17 protein-coding genes are annotated in these 15,724 nt (G+C 64.6%); 10 read left to right on the top strand and 7 right to left on the bottom strand.

What is annotated here, in order from left to right:
* The first annotated feature begins 114 nt into the window (after nt 1–114).
* The 3 genes from IVB45_RS36285 (at nt 115) to IVB45_RS36275 (ending at nt 2,272) form a co-directional block, all read left to right on the top strand.
* Entirely contained in the window at nt 115–432 is a 318-nt protein-coding gene (locus IVB45_RS36285) for a hypothetical protein (RefSeq protein WP_007616084.1), read from the top strand.
* Nucleotides 433–595: 163 nt separating this feature from the next.
* Nucleotides 596–1,252 carry a peptide-methionine (S)-S-oxide reductase MsrA gene (gene msrA, locus IVB45_RS36280; RefSeq protein ID WP_247357462.1) on the top strand — a complete coding sequence of 219 codons (657 nt, stop codon included), beginning with the start codon at nt 596–598 and terminating at the stop codon, nt 1,250–1,252.
* Between the two features lie 276 nt (nt 1,253–1,528).
* Complete coding sequence (locus IVB45_RS36275; protein WP_027566096.1) at nt 1,529–2,272, top strand: polysaccharide biosynthesis/export family protein; 744 nt, start codon at nt 1,529–1,531, stop codon at nt 2,270–2,272.
* Between the two features lie 18 nt (nt 2,273–2,290).
* On the opposite strand, the gene IVB45_RS36270 is transcribed toward IVB45_RS36275, so the two are convergent.
* The 4 genes from IVB45_RS36270 to IVB45_RS36255 all read right to left on the bottom strand — a co-directional run bounded on the left by IVB45_RS36270 (nt 2,291) and on the right by IVB45_RS36255 (nt 4,867).
* Nucleotides 2,291–2,773, bottom strand: coding sequence for a hypothetical protein (locus IVB45_RS36270; protein ID WP_247357463.1), 483 nt, complete (start codon nt 2,771–2,773; stop codon nt 2,291–2,293).
* A 136-nt stretch (nt 2,774–2,909) separates the two neighbouring features.
* On the bottom strand, nt 2,910–3,584 hold the full coding sequence (locus IVB45_RS36265; protein ID WP_247357464.1) for a dienelactone hydrolase family protein: 675 nt from the start codon (nt 3,582–3,584) through the stop codon (nt 2,910–2,912).
* A gap of 159 nt (nt 3,585–3,743) precedes the next feature.
* Complete coding sequence (locus IVB45_RS36260; protein WP_247357465.1) at nt 3,744–4,079, bottom strand: hypothetical protein; 336 nt, start codon at nt 4,077–4,079, stop codon at nt 3,744–3,746.
* 23 nt (nt 4,080–4,102) lie between these two features.
* Nucleotides 4,103–4,867: an alpha/beta fold hydrolase gene (locus IVB45_RS36255; RefSeq protein WP_247357466.1), complete on the bottom strand. Its 765-nt coding sequence runs from the start codon at nt 4,865–4,867 to the stop codon at nt 4,103–4,105.
* Nucleotides 4,868–5,173: 306 nt separating this feature from the next.
* Between IVB45_RS36255 and IVB45_RS36250 the strand changes: the two genes are divergently transcribed.
* The 3 genes from IVB45_RS36250 to IVB45_RS36240 all read left to right on the top strand — a co-directional run bounded on the left by IVB45_RS36250 (nt 5,174) and on the right by IVB45_RS36240 (nt 9,303).
* The gene (locus IVB45_RS36250) at nt 5,174–5,665 is read left to right on the top strand and encodes a (2Fe-2S)-binding protein (RefSeq protein ID WP_007616069.1); all 492 of its coding nucleotides are present in this window, start codon (nt 5,174–5,176) and stop codon (nt 5,663–5,665) included.
* Nucleotides 5,662–7,944 (top strand): molybdopterin cofactor-binding domain-containing protein, encoded by a 2,283-nt coding sequence (locus IVB45_RS36245; RefSeq protein WP_247357467.1) that lies wholly within the window; start codon nt 5,662–5,664, stop codon nt 7,942–7,944. Before IVB45_RS36250 ends, IVB45_RS36245 begins: the two co-directional genes overlap by 4 nt.
* A 264-nt stretch (nt 7,945–8,208) precedes the next feature.
* Complete coding sequence (locus IVB45_RS36240) at nt 8,209–9,303, top strand: HD domain-containing phosphohydrolase (RefSeq protein WP_027566090.1); 1,095 nt, start codon at nt 8,209–8,211, stop codon at nt 9,301–9,303.
* Between the two features lie 180 nt (nt 9,304–9,483).
* Here IVB45_RS36240 and IVB45_RS36235 read toward each other — a convergent pair whose 3' ends face one another.
* Both IVB45_RS36235 and IVB45_RS36230 read right to left on the bottom strand, forming a co-directional pair.
* On the bottom strand, nt 9,484–11,064 hold the full coding sequence (locus IVB45_RS36235; RefSeq protein ID WP_247357468.1) for an ATP-dependent acyl-CoA ligase: 1,581 nt from the start codon (nt 11,062–11,064) through the stop codon (nt 9,484–9,486).
* Nucleotides 11,065–11,246: 182 nt separating this feature from the next.
* A complete protein-coding gene (locus IVB45_RS36230; protein ID WP_247357469.1) occupies nt 11,247–11,666 on the bottom strand; it encodes a VOC family protein in 420 nt (139 codons plus the stop codon).
* A 124-nt stretch (nt 11,667–11,790) separates the two neighbouring features.
* Between IVB45_RS36230 and IVB45_RS36225 the strand changes: the two genes are divergently transcribed.
* Both IVB45_RS36225 and IVB45_RS36220 read left to right on the top strand, forming a co-directional pair.
* A complete protein-coding gene (locus IVB45_RS36225; RefSeq protein ID WP_027566087.1) occupies nt 11,791–12,765 on the top strand; it encodes a tripartite tricarboxylate transporter substrate binding protein in 975 nt (324 codons plus the stop codon).
* A 166-nt stretch (nt 12,766–12,931) separates the two neighbouring features.
* Nucleotides 12,932–13,210 carry a DUF3551 domain-containing protein gene (locus IVB45_RS36220; RefSeq protein ID WP_027566086.1) on the top strand — a complete coding sequence of 93 codons (279 nt, stop codon included), beginning with the start codon at nt 12,932–12,934 and terminating at the stop codon, nt 13,208–13,210.
* 76 nt (nt 13,211–13,286) lie between these two features.
* Here the strand turns inward: IVB45_RS36220 and IVB45_RS36215 are convergent, their stop codons facing one another.
* Complete coding sequence (locus IVB45_RS36215) at nt 13,287–14,531, bottom strand: serine protease (protein ID WP_247357470.1); 1,245 nt, start codon at nt 14,529–14,531, stop codon at nt 13,287–13,289.
* A gap of 202 nt (nt 14,532–14,733) precedes the next feature.
* On the opposite strand from IVB45_RS36215, the gene IVB45_RS36210 reads away from it, so the two are divergent.
* Both IVB45_RS36210 and IVB45_RS36205 read left to right on the top strand, forming a co-directional pair.
* A complete protein-coding gene (locus tag IVB45_RS36210) occupies nt 14,734–15,351 on the top strand; it encodes a hypothetical protein (protein ID WP_027566084.1) in 618 nt (205 codons plus the stop codon).
* The gene (locus IVB45_RS36205; RefSeq protein ID WP_007616058.1) at nt 15,338–15,712 is read left to right on the top strand and encodes a transcriptional regulator; all 375 of its coding nucleotides are present in this window, start codon (nt 15,338–15,340) and stop codon (nt 15,710–15,712) included. The genes IVB45_RS36210 and IVB45_RS36205 overlap by 14 nt, the downstream gene beginning before the upstream one ends.
* Nucleotides 15,713–15,724: the final 12 nt, after the last annotated feature.

The raw sequence follows: 15,724 nt of genomic DNA, 5'->3' as shown, positions 1-15,724 counted from the left end.
GGGGTGGGGATGAATGCCGTAACGCCCTGAAGAGGTTGAATTTCTACCGTCTCCCTTGTATTGGCTGGCGGCGTTCCGAGGGTCGTCCGATCGGACGACTATAAAGGGTGAGGCATGATCCGCGGCTTTTTCCGACTGATTGGGCTGCTGCTGCTCGCCGGCGGGTTCATCTTCATGGTCTACGACGGCGCCCGCTGGGTCGCCGACCAGACCCTTCGGTTCACCCGCTTCGGCCAGTTCTGGAACGACATCAATCAGGCCAGCCAGACGGCATTCCGGACCTGGGTCGAGGCCAAGGCGCCCTGGCTCTGGACCTCGGTGATCCGCCTGGTGCTGGATCAGCCGGTTTTCGCCGTCCTCGGCATTCTCGGCATCCTCCTGATGATCCTGTTCCGCCCGCGCAAGCCGCTGATCGGCTATTCCCGGGATTGAGCTTTCAATTCGCGCGCCTCGAACCGGCGTGCGGACGGCGTAACGGGGCTGCCCCTTTGCGCGTAAAGACCTATATTCCCAACTGATCGCGAGCACGCCGCCTGAGCGCTTGGCTCATCGCCTTGGCTCAGGCGAGGCACAGCTCGTTCCCGGAGATCCGTCCATGCTGTTCATGCGCAAGACCACCGCATTGCCGAGCGCCACGGAAGCGCTGTCCGGCCGTGCGCAAGCCATTCCGACCGCGAACACCCATTTCGTCAACGGCACGAAGTTGCAGCCGCCTTATCCCGCCGGCCTCGAGCAGGCGGTGTTCGGGCTCGGCTGCTTCTGGGGCGCCGAGCGCAAGTTCTGGGAGCTAGGCGAGGGCGTTTACACAACTGCCGTCGGCTATGCCGGCGGCCACACGCCGAACCCGACTTATGAAGAGACCTGCTCGGGCCGCACCGGTCACACCGAAGTGGTGCTGGTCGTGTTCGATCCGAACAAGGTGTCCTACGAGAAGCTGTTGAAGACGTTCTGGGAGAGCCACAACCCGACGCAGGGCATGCGTCAGGGCAACGACGTCGGCACGCAATATCGAAGCGCGATCTACACCTATTCAGACGTGCAGAAGAAAGCGGCCGATCAATCGAAGGCGCTCTATCAGAAGGCGCTTGCTGCAAAAGGTCTCGGCACCATCACCACCGAGATCGCACCCGCCGGTGAATTCTACTTTGCCGAGGACTATCATCAGCAATATCTGGCCAAGAATCCCGCCGGTTATTGCGGACTGGGCGGCACCGGCGTGTCCTGCCCGATCGGTGTCGGTGTGAGCGCGTAAGCCAGCCGCGAAGGTGGTGCACCTCTCCCGCTTGCGGGAGAGGTCGGCGCGTCCCCGGGCGATGCGAAGCATCGTCCCGCGCGCCGGGTGAGGGTTCTATCCTCTGGGGGACAGTCCCATCGTGGAGACACCCTCTCCCCAACCCTCTCCCGCAAGCGGGAGAGGGAGCGCACATGCCCCGTTGCTCACGCTGCTGTCGCGCCACGCGGCCCTCAACGCTTTATTAACCATAACCGGTGCATCACTGGATCTGTCTCGTTTCGAGGGATAAGTCCGGTGCCGGTTGCACGCGCGTTTCGATTGTCGATCTCGGCAGCGTCCCTGGCAGCGTCCGCCGCGCTGACCCTTGGCGGCTGCATGCAAACCGCTGGTCCCGTCGCCTATGTGCAGCCGCGCGCCGATCTCGATTCGATGGCCTATGGCCAGCCGTACAACGCGCCGCAGCCGGTCGTCGTCGGCAGTGGCGGCGGTGCCATCGCAGCACTCAGCAATTCCTTTGCCTCGCCTGCGCCCATGCCGGTTGGTTATGCCGCACCGATGGCGGCGCCGGTCCGCTACGATTCCTCCTACCATCTCGACGCTGGCGACAGGCTGCGCGTCGTGGTCTATGGCCAGGAAGGTCTCACCAACAGCTACGCGATCGACGCCGGCGGCTCCATCACGATGCCGCTGATCGGCGGCGTGCCGGCACGCGGCCGTACCCCGGCGGGCCTTGCCGGCGAGATCGCCGCGCGGCTGCGCAACGGCTACATCCGCGAACCTTCGGTTGCCGTCGAGATCGAGGCCTATCGCCCGTTCTTCATTCTCGGCGAAGTCTCCGCGCCCGGCCAGTATCCGTATGTGCCGAACATGACGGTCGAAAGCGCCGTCGCGATTGCCGGCGGCTTCTCGCCCCGCGCCAAGCGCGACGTGGTCACCGTCACACACACTGAAGCCGGCGGCGCCATGCGCGCCGTGGTGCCGCTTGGCACCCCCTTGAGCCCCGGCGACACCGTGTTCGTCGGCGAGCGCTGGTTCTAGAGCGCTTTCGAGCGAAGCTCACCGCCTGAAATCCAGCCGCCCGTTCGGAAAACATCCGTCGATCCTGGTGGCGTCGACCGCCAGCCCAACCCATGGCCGTGTAATCACCGGATTGGTTAGGTTGATATATTTCCCGACCAGGCGATCCCCGCCGTCGCGCGCCGCATCGATCAGCCCGTGCCGGCGGCCATGGTCCCAGTCGAAGCGCAGGAAGATGCGCTCGCCTGTGACCCGCACCTCAGCGCGTCCTTCTTTCCAGGCTTGCGGCGTATCGCCGGCAATGGTCGGATCTGCGCCGCCATTCCAGCGGCTGAACCAGATGCCGTCGAGCGGGTCTGACTGTGCCGCGATTTTTGCCCACGCCGCCGCGTTGACGTCGGCGGCGTCGCCGCTAAGCGTGGCGATTGCGGCATAATCCATGACGTCGCGATCATCAGGCGCGGGCACGTCCATGGTGCCGAACGGATTGCGGATGACGATGTTCGTATTGGCTTGCTGCATCACGATCTCCCGGCGTGGGTTGGCTTGATCAGCCAGCTCTATCGCCGTGCGGCAGGATGCAGCCACCCGATTCCTGCTCGTCATTCCCGGGCGCGCGAAGCGCGAGCCCGGAATGACAGCGAAGCAGCCGCGCGCGCTACGATTTCAAATGCCTTGCGAAAAATTCCATGCTGCGCGGCCAGGCGATGTCGGCGCTGGCCTTGTCGTAACTCGCCCGCTCGTCGCAGTGAAAGCCGTGCTGCGCGCCCGGATAGACGAAGACCTCGACGTCCGGCCGCTTCGCCTTGATGGTCTCGACGTCGGTCAGGGGAATGCCGGCATCCTTCTCGCCAAAATGCAGCTGCGTCGGCACTTTGGGTGTCTCGTCGGCAAAGCGCACGACGGCGCCGCCGTAATAGCCGATCGCGGCCTTCAGGCCCGACAGCCGTGTCGCCGCGACGAAGGCGACGCTGCCGCCCAGGCAAAAGCCGATGATGCCGACCGGGCCGACGCTCTTCACCGCATCGATCGCCGCCTGGGTGTCGCGCAGCATCGCGTCCCAATCCGGACTGGCGACGAACTTGCGCGCCTCCGCGATCTCATCGGGCGTGTAGCCGGACTGGAAGCCCGGCGAGGTCCGGTCGAAGATCGACGGGGCGATCGCGACATAGCCTTCCCCGGCGAGGCGATCGCAGACCGAGCGGATGTGATGGTTGACCCCGAAAATTTCCTGGATCACCACCACCGCGCCCTTCGCCGTGCCCGCGGGGTCAGCGCGATAGGCACTGAGCTGGAAATTGTCGGAGGCCGTCAGCTTGATGTCTTGTCCCACGCGGGTTGTCCTTGTTGGTTGTCACGAATTCACTCTTTCTCCTCATCCTGAGGAGCGCGCTCTTGCGCGCGTCTCGAAGGATGAAAGATCGAGCTGCGAGAGGCGGGCCTGCATGGATCGAGACGGCGCTTCGCGCCTCCTGACCATGAGGAGAACCACCTATTCCCACATCCAGTTCTCGCCATAGTCCTCCTTCCATCCCGCCAACCGGCCATGACGGAACTGCAGGAACAGGCGGTGACGGTAGGGGATCAGTCCGCTGCCGCCGATGTTGCGAAGCGCGAGATAGATCTCGTTGCCGGGACGCCCGCGCACATATTGCAGCGGTTGCCCCAGCGCCCGCGCGGTCTGCCCGGCATCCATGCCGAAGGCGAGCGGCGTGTTGTTCGACAAGGCCGCGACGAAGGGCAGGCGGGGTGGTGTCCCGCCGAACTGCTCGGCTTGCGCGGATACCGACAGCAACACCGCGCCCGCAGCCAACATCGCTCGCTTCATTGCCTGTGTTCCCGTCCGATCGTCTATTCCGGCAAGTTCTTCAGGAAAGGCAGCACCGCGTCAACAAAAGCCTGCGGCTGGTCGATGTTGACGGCATGTCCGGCGGCGGGAATCACGACCTTTTGCGCGCCGGGAATTTTCGCGGCCATGTAGTCCGACGCGGCGAGGAACGGCGTGTCGTCGGCACCGACCACGATCAGGCTGGGCACCTTGATCTCCGGCAGCAGCTCGATCACCTTCGCATCGCGCTGGGTCAGCATGCCGCGTGCGGCGAGCGCCAATCCCGTGGCATTGCGATGGCGCGCGGTGGCGCGCTCGCGCGTCGCCGCCTTCAGCACGTCGAGCCCTTCGCGGTCGAACTTGTCGGCAGTGGCGAGCGCCCGCGCATTCCAGGCCTCGCGTGCGTCGTCCTTCTTGAAGCCCGGGCCGGTGTCGATGATCAGCAGCGCGCGGACGCGCTTTGGATGCGCGCGAGCGAAGGCAAGCGACATGTAGCCGCCGAGCGACAGCCCGCCGATGATGGCGCGCTCAGTGCCGACCACATCGAGAATCGCCGCGATGTCGCCGACCGTGAGCGCTTCGCTGTAGGCGGCGGGATCGTCGGGATAGTCGGACTGGCCGTGACCGCGCATGTCCCACAGGATCAGCTTGTGGTCCTTCGCGAGCGCATCGACCTGCCCATGCCACATCGCCGAGGTCGATGAGTAGCCGTGGGTCAGCAGCAGCGGCGGGCCTTCGCCATGAACCTCGTAGTAGATTTTGACGCCGTCCCGATCGATCCCAGCCATTGCATGCCTCTTGTTATCTCGTTTCTTCACCCATCCTAACGCGCCAGGTTACTCAGGGGAAACCGCCTGAACGCGATGGCCTGCATGTTTGGCGTGCACTCTGTTGCGTCCAGTCGCTGCATCATCGCTGTTCTCGCAACGCACAAGATGCGCGCGCCGCGTTTGTTCGATCGATTCCAAATTGCATTTGCCTCCGCGCCTGAACGCGATCATTCTTGCGGTCAAGGCTGGCGCCGGCCCGGTGGGCGTCCGCCAAGACAAGTTGCCGCCGTAAGCGGCTTCATGCACCGGCAGGGGAAGACGCCTATGCCAACTCTCACCATCAACGGGCGGAGTCTGTCCGTGGATGCGGCGAACGACACGCCGCTCCTCTGGGCGATCCGCGAGCAATTGCAGATGACCGGCACCAAGTTCGGCTGCGGTGCCGGGCTTTGCGGCGCCTGCACCGTGCACGTCAACGGCGAAGCCGTGCGGTCGTGCCAGACCATGGTCGGCGATGTCGCCGGCAAGAAGATCACCACCATCGAAGGCCTCGCCGCCAAGGGCGACCATCCCTTGCAGAAGGCGTGGATCGCCGAGCAGGTGCCGCAATGCGGCTACTGCCAGTCCGGGCAGATCATGCAGGCGGCGTCGCTGCTGGCGAAAAATCCCAACCCGACCAAGGAAGAGGTCGTGGCACATATGGACGGCAATCTCTGCCGTTGCATGACCTATTCGCGGATCCAGAAGGCAATCATGCGCGCCGCAACCGAGATGCGCACCGCATCCGCCTCCGGCAACGAGCGGAGGCCCACATGAATAAGCACATCAAGAGCGTCACAGCCGAAACGACAGATCTCAGCCGCCGCTCCTTCCTTGTCGGCACCGCGGCAACCGGCCTCGTGCTCGGTTATGCCGGCGTGCCCGGCATCGGTGAGGCGCTCGCGGCGCCCCAGAACTTCGAGCCTAGTGTCTGGTACGCGATCGCGCCCGATGGTCTCGTCACCGTCACCTGCGGCAAGGCCGACATGGGCCAGCACATCGCCTCCACCATGGCGCAGATCGTGGCCGAAGAGCTGGGCGCCAAATGGAGCGACATGCGGGTTCAGCTCGCCTCCAATGATCCGAAGTTCAACGATCCCGTGCTCGGCGCGCAGATCACCGGCGGCAGCTGGTCGACCATGATGAACTTCGAGGCCATGAGCCGCGCCGGCGCCGCCGGACGGATGGCGTTGACGGAAGGCGCGGCCGCCGCGATGGGCGTGCCTGCGTCGGAACTGGTGGTGCGCGATTCCATGATCTCGCATCCGAAGTCGAAGAAGGCGATGTCGTTCGCCGATGTCGTCAAGAGCGGCAAGGCGACCAAGTCCTTCACGCCGGACGAGCTCAAGGCGATCAAGCTGAAGACGCCGGATCAATACACCATGATCGGCGTGTCGGTGCCGCAACTCGACATCCCCGCCAAGACCAATGGCACGGCCAAATACGGCATCGACGTGATGATTCCGGGCATGGCCTATGGCGTGGTGGTGACGCCGCCGGTGCGCTTCGGCGCCACGGTCAAGTCGGTCGACGACAGCGCCGCCAAGAAAGTGCCGGGCTTCATCAAGGCCGTCACCCTCGACGACAAGACCGGAACGACCTCGGGCTGGGTCGTCGCGGTCGCCAGCACCTATGCCAATGCCAAGAAGGCGGCGCAGGCGCTCAAGATCGCCTATGACGGCGGTCCGAACGCGAAAGTGTCGAGCCAGTCGCTGCTCGACGAGGCCATGCGGCTTCAGAAGCAGGAGGATTCCGGCCAGTTCTTCGTCAAGGACGGCGATCCCGCGGCGGCGTTCGGCACGGCGGCCAAGGTGCTGGAGGCGGAGTACACCACCAGCATCAATATCCATGCGCCGATGGAGCCAATGAACGCCACGGCGGAGTTCAAGGGCGAAATCCTGCACATCTATTCCGGCAACCAGTTCGCGACGCGCTCCGGTGCGATCGCGGCGGGTGCGGCCGGGATCGATCCAAAATTCGTCGTCATGCATCAGATGTGGCTCGGCGGCGGCTTTGGCCGCAGGCTCGATGCCGACATGATGATTCCGGCGGTGCAGGCGGCGAAGGCCATCGGCAAGCCGGTGAAGGTGATCTACACGCGCGAGAACGACATGACGATGGATTTCTCGCGTCCGCTCACCTATCAAAAAGTAAAGGCGGGCGTGGACGGCGACGGCAAGCTCGTCGCGCTCAGCCACGACGTGGTTTCGGCGTGGCCAACGGCGCGCTGGGGAATCCCTGATTTCCTGACGCCGTCGGTGGACAAGAAGGGTCCGCTCGACTCCTTCACGGTGAACGGGGCCGACTTCTTCTACACCGTGCCCAACCATCATGTGCGCGCGATCAAGAACGAGATGGCGCACAACGCGACGCCGTCCGGCCAGCTCCGCTCGGTCGCGCCGGGTTGGACCTTCTGGGCGGTCGAGAGCATGATCGACGAGATCGCGGCGGCGGCGGGCAAGGACCCCGCACAGTTCCGCATCTCGCTGCTCGACGGCGCCGGCAAGAACGACGGCGGCGCGCAGCGGCTGCGCAACACGTTGCTCGCCGCGATGGGCCTTGCCGGCTACGGCAGCAGGAAGCTGCCGAAGGGTGAGGGCATGGGCGTAGCCTGCGTCTCGTCGCAGGAACGCGCGACCGCAAGCTGGACGGCCTGCGTTGCCCATGTCGCCGTCGCGCCGTCGGGCGAGGTCACCGTGAAGAAGCTCACGGTCGCCACCGACGTCGGCACGCAGGTGCATCCCGACAACATCCGTGCCCAGGTCGAGGGCGCGGCGCTGTGGGGCCTGTCGCTGGCGATGTACGAGAAGGCGACACTGAAGGACGGTGGCATCGAACAGACCAATTTCGACAGCTACACGCCCTTGCGCATGAGCCAGGTGCCCGAGGTCGCGATCGCCGTGATCGCCAATGGCGAAAAGGCCACCGGTGTCGGCGAACCCGCGGTGACAGTGATCGCACCCGCGATCGGCAACGCCATCTTCAACGCCTCGGGCGCTCGCGTCCGGGCCCTGCCGATCACCGCCGAAGCCGTGAAGAGCGCGATGAAGGCGTAAGGCTGGTTGCGATTGTGACCCGACATGATCCGCCGGGGGGCAGCCCCCGGCGGATTTGTCGTTAAAAAAGCTCTGCGTTTGCAAGCACATCCCTACTGTGCATGGGGTTGTTTTCGAGGTTTTGATTGGAACCGCTCGGAGAGGCGAACTCCGTAAAATTGTCCCTGATTTCGCAGGGTTCCATTGAGCACGCCTCTTAAGGGCCGGAGAACCTGATCCGGCTTAGGCTTTGGCCCGAAACACGCCCGTGCTCTTGGGGAAGCCATGAACGCCTCAGCCAAACCCGCCGCCAAACGCCGGCTTCTACTCGCCTCCGACCGGAGCGACGAGAGCACCGAGCTCGCCAGCATCCTCAAGGCGGTTGGCGACGTCGCGACAGTGACGACGCAGGAGATACCCGAGCAGCCCTCGCGCGATCTCTCCGGCCTCGTGGTCGACATCAATCTGCGCTCGCCCGAGAGCGTGCAGCGGGTGCGCAACAAGCTGCGCGGCGATGCCTATCGCGCGATGCCTCGTCTGTTCGTGCTTGCCGACGCCCTGCATCACGGCACCATGCAGGCCTGGGCCTTGGGCGCCACCGACACCATCTCGCGGCCGCTTCAGCCCGAGGACATCCTGCAGCGCATCCGTGCGGCGTTCCCCGACACCGCCGTCTACGACGCGACCGATCGCGGCAAGACGCTCAATCGCGGCGTCGAGGCCGCGCACGCGGTGCTGAAGAAGATGTTCGAGAAGCTGCCGCTTGGCGTGCCCCTGACCTTCGACGACGTCATCGCCGCCGAGAGCAAGATCCTGAAGGCGATCAAGCACTCCTCGCTGCGCGAGTGGCTCACCACGGTGGGCTGCCACCATGTCGGCAGCTACCGCCACTGCCTGTTCGTGACCGGATTTGCGGTCTCCTTCGCCCAGCATCTCGGCATGCGCGAGGACGACCAGCGCCGGCTGACCCGTGCCGCGCTGCTGCACGACGTCGGCAAGGCCTTCGTTCCCTCCGCGCTGCTCGACAAGCCCGGCAAGCTCACCGATGAGGAAATGGCCGAAGTCCGCCAGCACCCGCGCCGCGGCTATGACGCGCTCGCAGCCCAAGGCGGCTTCCCGCCGGAGATGCTGGACGTCGTGCTGCATCACCACGAATTCCTCGACGGCTCCGGCTATCCCAACAATCTCTCGTCGAACCAGATCAGTGATATCGTGCGGGTCACGACGATCGTCGACATCTACGCGGCACTCGTGGAGAAGCGCGCCTATCGCATGCCCTTCACCCACTCGCGCGCGTTTACGATGATGGAAGGCATGGGCGGCAAGCTTGACCAGCAGCTGTTGCAGGCCTTCCGCCCGGTGGCGCTGGGATCGTTCTGAAGTCGGTGTCGCGAATCTTGCGGCGCTAGCACAACACGCTCGGTGTCGTCCCGGCGAAGGCCGGGACCCGTAACCACAGGGAGTGGTTTGGCGACGACTCGTCGTTTGGTACAGGCACTGCCCGTCCTTGTTAGATCACGCGGTATGGGTCCCGGCCTTCGCCGGGACGACGATGTGCCCTCACCCCACCATCTTTCTCAGCTCCGCCTTCGCGACCTTCTCCAGCGTCGAGCGCGGCATGTCGTCGACGAAGCGGATCTCACGCGGCACCTTGAAGTCGGCGAGGCCGGCGCGGCAGGCGGCCATCACGGCCTCGTGCAGATCAGGCCGCGCACCGGCGACGCCACCCTGCGGGATGATGAAGACGACCGGCACCTCGTCCAGCATCGGATGCGTCTTCGCCACCACGGCGGCCTCGCGCACGCCGGGGACCAGTGCGACCACCTGCTCGATCTCGGACGCGGCGACGTTCTCGCCGCCGACCTTGAGCATGTCCTTGCTGCGGTCTGCGAAGCGGATGTAGCCGTTCTCCAGCCGCACCACGCGGTCACCGGTGAGAAAGAAGCCGTGCTCGTCGAAGCTCTCGCGCGTCGCCTTCTCGTTGTGCAGATATTCGGCGAACAGCGACAGGCCGACAATGCCCTTGATCGAGAGATTTCCGGTGCCGCCGATTTCGGTCGGCCGCCCGTCGTCGTCGGTGATGCGGATTTCATATTCCGGCGCGGCGCGGCCGATCGACATCGGGATGTTGGGCTGGTCGATGTCGCCGACGATGCCGTGGGTGATGGTCTCGGTCATGCCCCACCAGCCGATGATCTTGACGCCGAAGGCGGCGAAGGCCGGCGGCTCGTTGATCGCGGTGCCCCACAGACGGAATTTGTGATCGCGCGGGATGTCCTGCTCGAGCAGCGCCTTCATGCAGAACGGGATCGTCGAGGTCCAGGTCGAGCCGTGCTCGCGCGCGGCGCGCCAGAACCGGCTGGCGGAAAAGCGCGGCTGGATCACGCAGGTGGCACCGACCCATAGCGTCGCCAGCATCGAATAGGCCAGCGCGTTGGTGTGGAACAGCGGCAGATAGGCCTGATGCACGTCGCTTGCGTGCAGGTCTTCGTGCGCGGCGTTGATCTTGGCGCCCCACAGCGCGTTGGCGTGGGTCCACAGCACCGCCTTGGGGCGCGATGTCGTGCCCGAGGTGTATTGCACGCTGCACGGCGCGCGCGGATCGATCGCGCGCCTGGGACGGTCGGCGCTGTCGGCGAACAGCTCCTCAAAGCTGTCGCCGCGTGAGACCGGGTTCGCGGGCGCCGCGCCCGAATCGTGCGAGGTCACCGCCATCCATCGAATGTTGCGGCAATTCTGCGCGACGATCTCGGCATAGGCCGGCTGCGTGATCGCGGCAACCGCGCCGCAATGATCGGCAAAATAGTCGAGCTCGGCCGGTGCCGAGCGCGTGTTGGTGGTCACCGCGATGGCGCCGAGTTCGACACAGGCAAACCAGGCCAGCAGCGCCTCGATGCAATTGTCGAGATGAATGAGCACATATTCGCCCGGCTTGACGCCGCGCTTGGCCAGTCCCGCCGCGAGCGCGCCGACCCGCTCGTGAAACTCGCCATAGCTCCAGCGCCGCGCAGGCGCGTCGAACGGCGCCCAGATCAGGAACGGATGTGAGCTGCGCACCTCAGCCCGCATCTTTAGCAGCCAGGGCACGTCGAGCCCGTCGAACGGGCCCACGATTCCGGCGGCGGCTTGCGAATTCGGCATATGTCCTCCCGTGCAGCCTGCATCTTGCTGGCGGCTGCGTTTTGATTATTGCGTCTTCCTGCTCTCTCCGCCGTCATTGCGAGTGGAGCGAAGCAATCCAGAATCCCTCCCCGGAGGCAGTCTGGATTGCTTCGTCGCAAGGGCTCCTCGCAATGACGATGCGTGGGGCAGGCGGCTTGGCCTTACCGGCCTCCGTCCTCATACGACGAAATCTCGATCAGGCTGCCATCCGGATCCCTGCAATAGACCGAGCGCAGGGTGCCGCGGGCGCCCTGCTTGGGAACCGGGCCCTCTTCGATCGCGACGCCATGTGCCTTCAAATGCGCCACCACCTCGTCGGGACTCGCGGAGGTGAGGAAGCACAGATCCTCGCTGCCGGCGGTCTGGTGGTCCGCGGTGAACCACTCCACCTTGTTGGCATCGCGCGGCCGGACGTTGATCTTCTGGTTACCGAATTGCAACGAAGTCCGCGGCGCTTTGCCGCCGCCGGGGTCGAACACCTTGACTTCCATGCCGAGAATCTTGCCGTACCACGCGGCGGTCACTGCGACGTCCGCGACGTTGATCACGAGATGATCGAGGGCTTCGACCTTGACCGCCATGCCTTATCCTTTCGTCGTGATGCGCCCCGTGCACTTTCCGCCTGCGGCAAGCTTTGTTACAACCGCGCCGACGCCATTTTCAAGCTATCTGGCTCAAGAACAACACGTTGGGAGAACCCTTGAGATGATCACTCGCCGTACCGCGCTGAGCCTGCTCGCCGCCAGTCCGCTTGCAGCCAGCCCGCTGTCGAAGGCCCTTGCCGCCGATTACCCGACCCATCCGGTGAAATGGGTGGTCGGTTATCCGCCGGGCGGAGCCACCGACATCCTTGCGCGGCTGATCGGTCAGCGACTGTCGGAGAAGTTCGGCCAGCAATTCGTGATCGAGAACAAGCCGGGTGCCGGCAACAATATCGCCACCGAATCGGTCGTCAACGCCGAACCCGACGGCTACACGCTGCAACTGGTCAATCCGGCCAACTACATCAACGCCTCGCTCTACACCAACCTGAAGTTCAACTTCGTGCGCGACATCGCGCCGGTCGCCTCGTTCCAGCGTGTACCGAACGTGATGACCGTCAACAAGGACGTGCCGGCCAAGACCGTCGCCGAGTTCATCGAATACGTGAAGGCCAATCCCGGCAAGGTCAACATGGCCTCCTCGGGCAACGGCACCTCGGTGCATCTGTCCGGCGAGATGTTCATGGCGCTGACGGGCTGCAAGATGCAGCACGTGCCCTATCGCGGCGCCGCGCCCGCGATCACCGACATGCTCGGCGGCCAGGTGCAGGTGATCTTCGACAACATGCCCTCGATCATCCAGCACATCCGGTCCGGCTCGCTCCGCGCCATCGGCGTCACCACGGCGGAGCGCTCGCCGCAGCTGCCCGACGTGCCGGCGATCGGCGAGACGGTGAAGGGCTACGAGGCGAGCGCGCTGTTCGGCATGGGTGCGCCGAAGAACACGCCCAAGGAGATCATCGCCAAGCTCAACAGCGAGATCAACACGCTGATAAAGGAGCCGGACATGGCCAAGCGCCTGGTCGAGCTCGGCGGCGAGCCGCGGGCGCAGACGCCCGAGGCGTTCGGCGAGGAGATCAAGGCCGAGACCGAGAAATGGAAGAAGGTCGTCGAGTTCGCCGGCCTGAAGGTCGAGTAGCGATCTCGTGATGTCCGTGATGGAGCCCTGCCCGTTCGGCAGGGCTTTTTTCTTGCGCATCAAGGTTTCTTGCGTGTCAGCGCCCGTCGATCTGGAATAAAACGGCGTGGCGAAACCTGATGTTATATGGCGCGTATCTCGCGCTATGAGGATAGGAGTTGGGATCATGCGCAAGACGCAATTGGCTCTGCTGGGCCTCGGCGCGACACTCCTTGCCGGCTTCTCCGCCGTCACTCCCGCCGCGGCGCACGACTATCCCTGGTGTGCCCAGGGCGGCGGCTACGAGTATCCCGGCGATTGTACCTACAGCACCTATGGACAATGTCAGGCCAGTGTGTCCGGCCGGCTCATGGCCTGCGGGCCCAATCCGCTCGTCGCCTACGGCCAATCGTCCGTGCCGCAACCGCGGCAGCCGCGGCGCACGCGTCCCGTCGCGCCGTATTGAGGAACTCGCGGTTTGACTGGCAGCCCGGATCGCGTTCGCGCCATCCGCGGCCGCGCAGACGCCGTGCGCGTTGCCGCTACCGCTTCGCCTCAGCCTGCTCCGTGCCATTGCACGAGATCAGCATCGTATACGGCCGCGCATTGCCGGCGATGTCGGTGGTCTTGATCTCGCCCTTCGGTTCGGCAGTCTGGTAGGGCACCACGGAGTTGTCGAGGAAGTCGCGCAGCGCGCCGGTCTTGATCGCGAAGTTGATGTTCTCGGGGATGTTGCCGGTCGCAGCGGCGACCCGTAATCCGTCCAGCTTTCCCGTAACGACGCCGACGATCTGCCCGGTGGTGTCGAACAGCGGGCCGCCGCTATTGCCGGGCTGCACCGGCGCACTGATTTGCAGGAAACGCGAATCGTTGCGCATGCCGCTGAGCGAGCTGACGATGCCAGTCGTCACGGTGAAATCCGAAGTCAGCAATCCATGGAAAGGAAAGCCGATCGCGACGACGGAATCGCCGGAGCGAATCGAGCGGTCGCGGATCCGGGCGAACTCCTTGAACGTGGTCGTCGACGGCGCCTGCAGCAACGCGAGATCGTTGTTGGCGTCGCTCGACACCACGCGCAAAACCATCCCGGCTTCACCCGTGAGATTGCCCCTGATGTCGCCGACGCAGCCATTGATCACATGATTATTGGTGACGACATGTCCGCTGGCACTCACGACAAAGCCCGTACCGCTTTTGGCTTTGGCGGACTTGCTGGCCGGCGGTGATGCCTGCTTGTCCGGCGCGGCCTGCGGCTTTGCCGCGACCTTCGTAAAGTCTCCGGCCTTGTTCAGGCCGTCGGCCTTCACCTTGGTGACGCAATTGGCCAATGCCGCAATCACGGGCCCGGCCGAGGTCAGGTCGAAATTCAGCACGGTGCGGCCGCTCGTCGCGACCATCAGGCTTGCCTTCTGAAACGCTCGTACCACGTTGGCAGGCATGACGGAGCTGAGCATGTTCGTCTGGTTGGCCGTGGCGAACAGTCTGGCCTGCTCCTGTCCGTCAAAGATGACGTCGATCGCGGCGTTCTCGCCCTGCTTGAAGTGGTAGCTGGGACTCGCAAAGCTCAATATCCACGAGCCCCCAGTATTCTGGCCGACGACGAGAATGACGCCGTTGGCATAAGGCGCCGTCGCGGCACAATGCGAAAAGGCTCCCGTTTCGTCATTGCTGAACGCGCCGCCAACCCAGTTGCCGATTTTGACGCTGCCGAATGGCCCGGCCGCTTGCGCAACGCTGCCAACGCTCAGCTGCAATAATGACGCAACGATGAATGACTTAAGCCACATACTTTCCCCCCGGAGCGCATTCGCGCGCATCTTATCTGTGGGAGCAGGTGTCGCGCAACCGGCAGTTGTCCGGCGAGGTCCGGTGTCAAGAGGCGACGTTCGGGACTTGCCTTTACTTTGCAATCCGATATACTTTGCGATACAAAGTAGCGGGATCGATAGTCCCGGCAAGCATGGGCGGAACGAGGTTTTGGCGTTGCCAATGCGCGATCTCGACAAGGCGCTGGCTGACATCGTGGCGATCCGCAGCCAGATTGCGGCCGGCACGGCGTTCCGCGGCTACGGCCCGGCGACGATGGCGGCGACCGGTGCGGTCGCGCTTCTCACCGCAATCCTGCAATTCTGGTTGCTCGATGATCCCACCGGCGAGCCGCTCGGTTTCTTCTTCGGCTGGTTCATTGCCGCCGCGCTCTCCGGCCTGACGATCGGTATCGAGATGCGCGCACGTTCGCGCCGCCATCATTCGGGCCTCGCCGATGCGATGATCCACCAAGCCGTCGAGCAGTTCCTGCCCGCAGGCGTTGCCGGTGTTCTGCTTGCGGTAGTGATGTGGAAGTTCGCGGGCGAAACGCTGTGGTTGCTGCCCGGTCTGTGGCAGATCCTGGTGTCGCTCGGCATTTTCGCCTCCGTCCGCTCGCTGCCGCGCACCGTGGCGCTCGCCGGCGCCTGGTATTTCATGTCCGGCTTTGCGGTGGTGGTGCTCGCGAGCCAAACCCACACGCTGTCGCCCTGGACCATGGGCCTGCCCTTCGTGATCGGGCAGTCGGTGATGGCGGGCATTCTGTATTTCGCATCCGGAGATCATGATGTCGAAGATTGACAGCGCACCCTTTTCTTATGAAGGACTGGACCGCGTGATCCACGAGAAGGCGAGGCTCGGACTTCTGACCTCGCTGATGGCGCATCCGAAGGGTCTGGCGTTCGCCGATCTCAAGCAGCTCTGCGGCCTCACCGACGGCAATCTCAGCCGGCATCTCGCCGTGCTCCAGGAAGCCGGCCTCGTCGAGGTGACCAAGGGCTACGAGGGCAATCGCCCGCACACGACCTGCCGCCTGACCAAGGCCGGCCGCCGCCGCTTCCTCGACTATCTCGCCGTGCTCGAACGCCTGGTGCGCGACGCCGCCAAGGCCGCCGGCCGCGAGGCGGCGCCGCTCGGCCGCCTCGGTATCGTCTCGACCTGATCCTCCCCTTTT

Source organism: Bradyrhizobium sp. 4, assembly GCF_023100905.1.
GTDB lineage: Bacteria > Pseudomonadota > Alphaproteobacteria > Rhizobiales > Xanthobacteraceae > Bradyrhizobium.
This window is presented reverse-complemented; position numbering and strand designations above follow the sequence as displayed.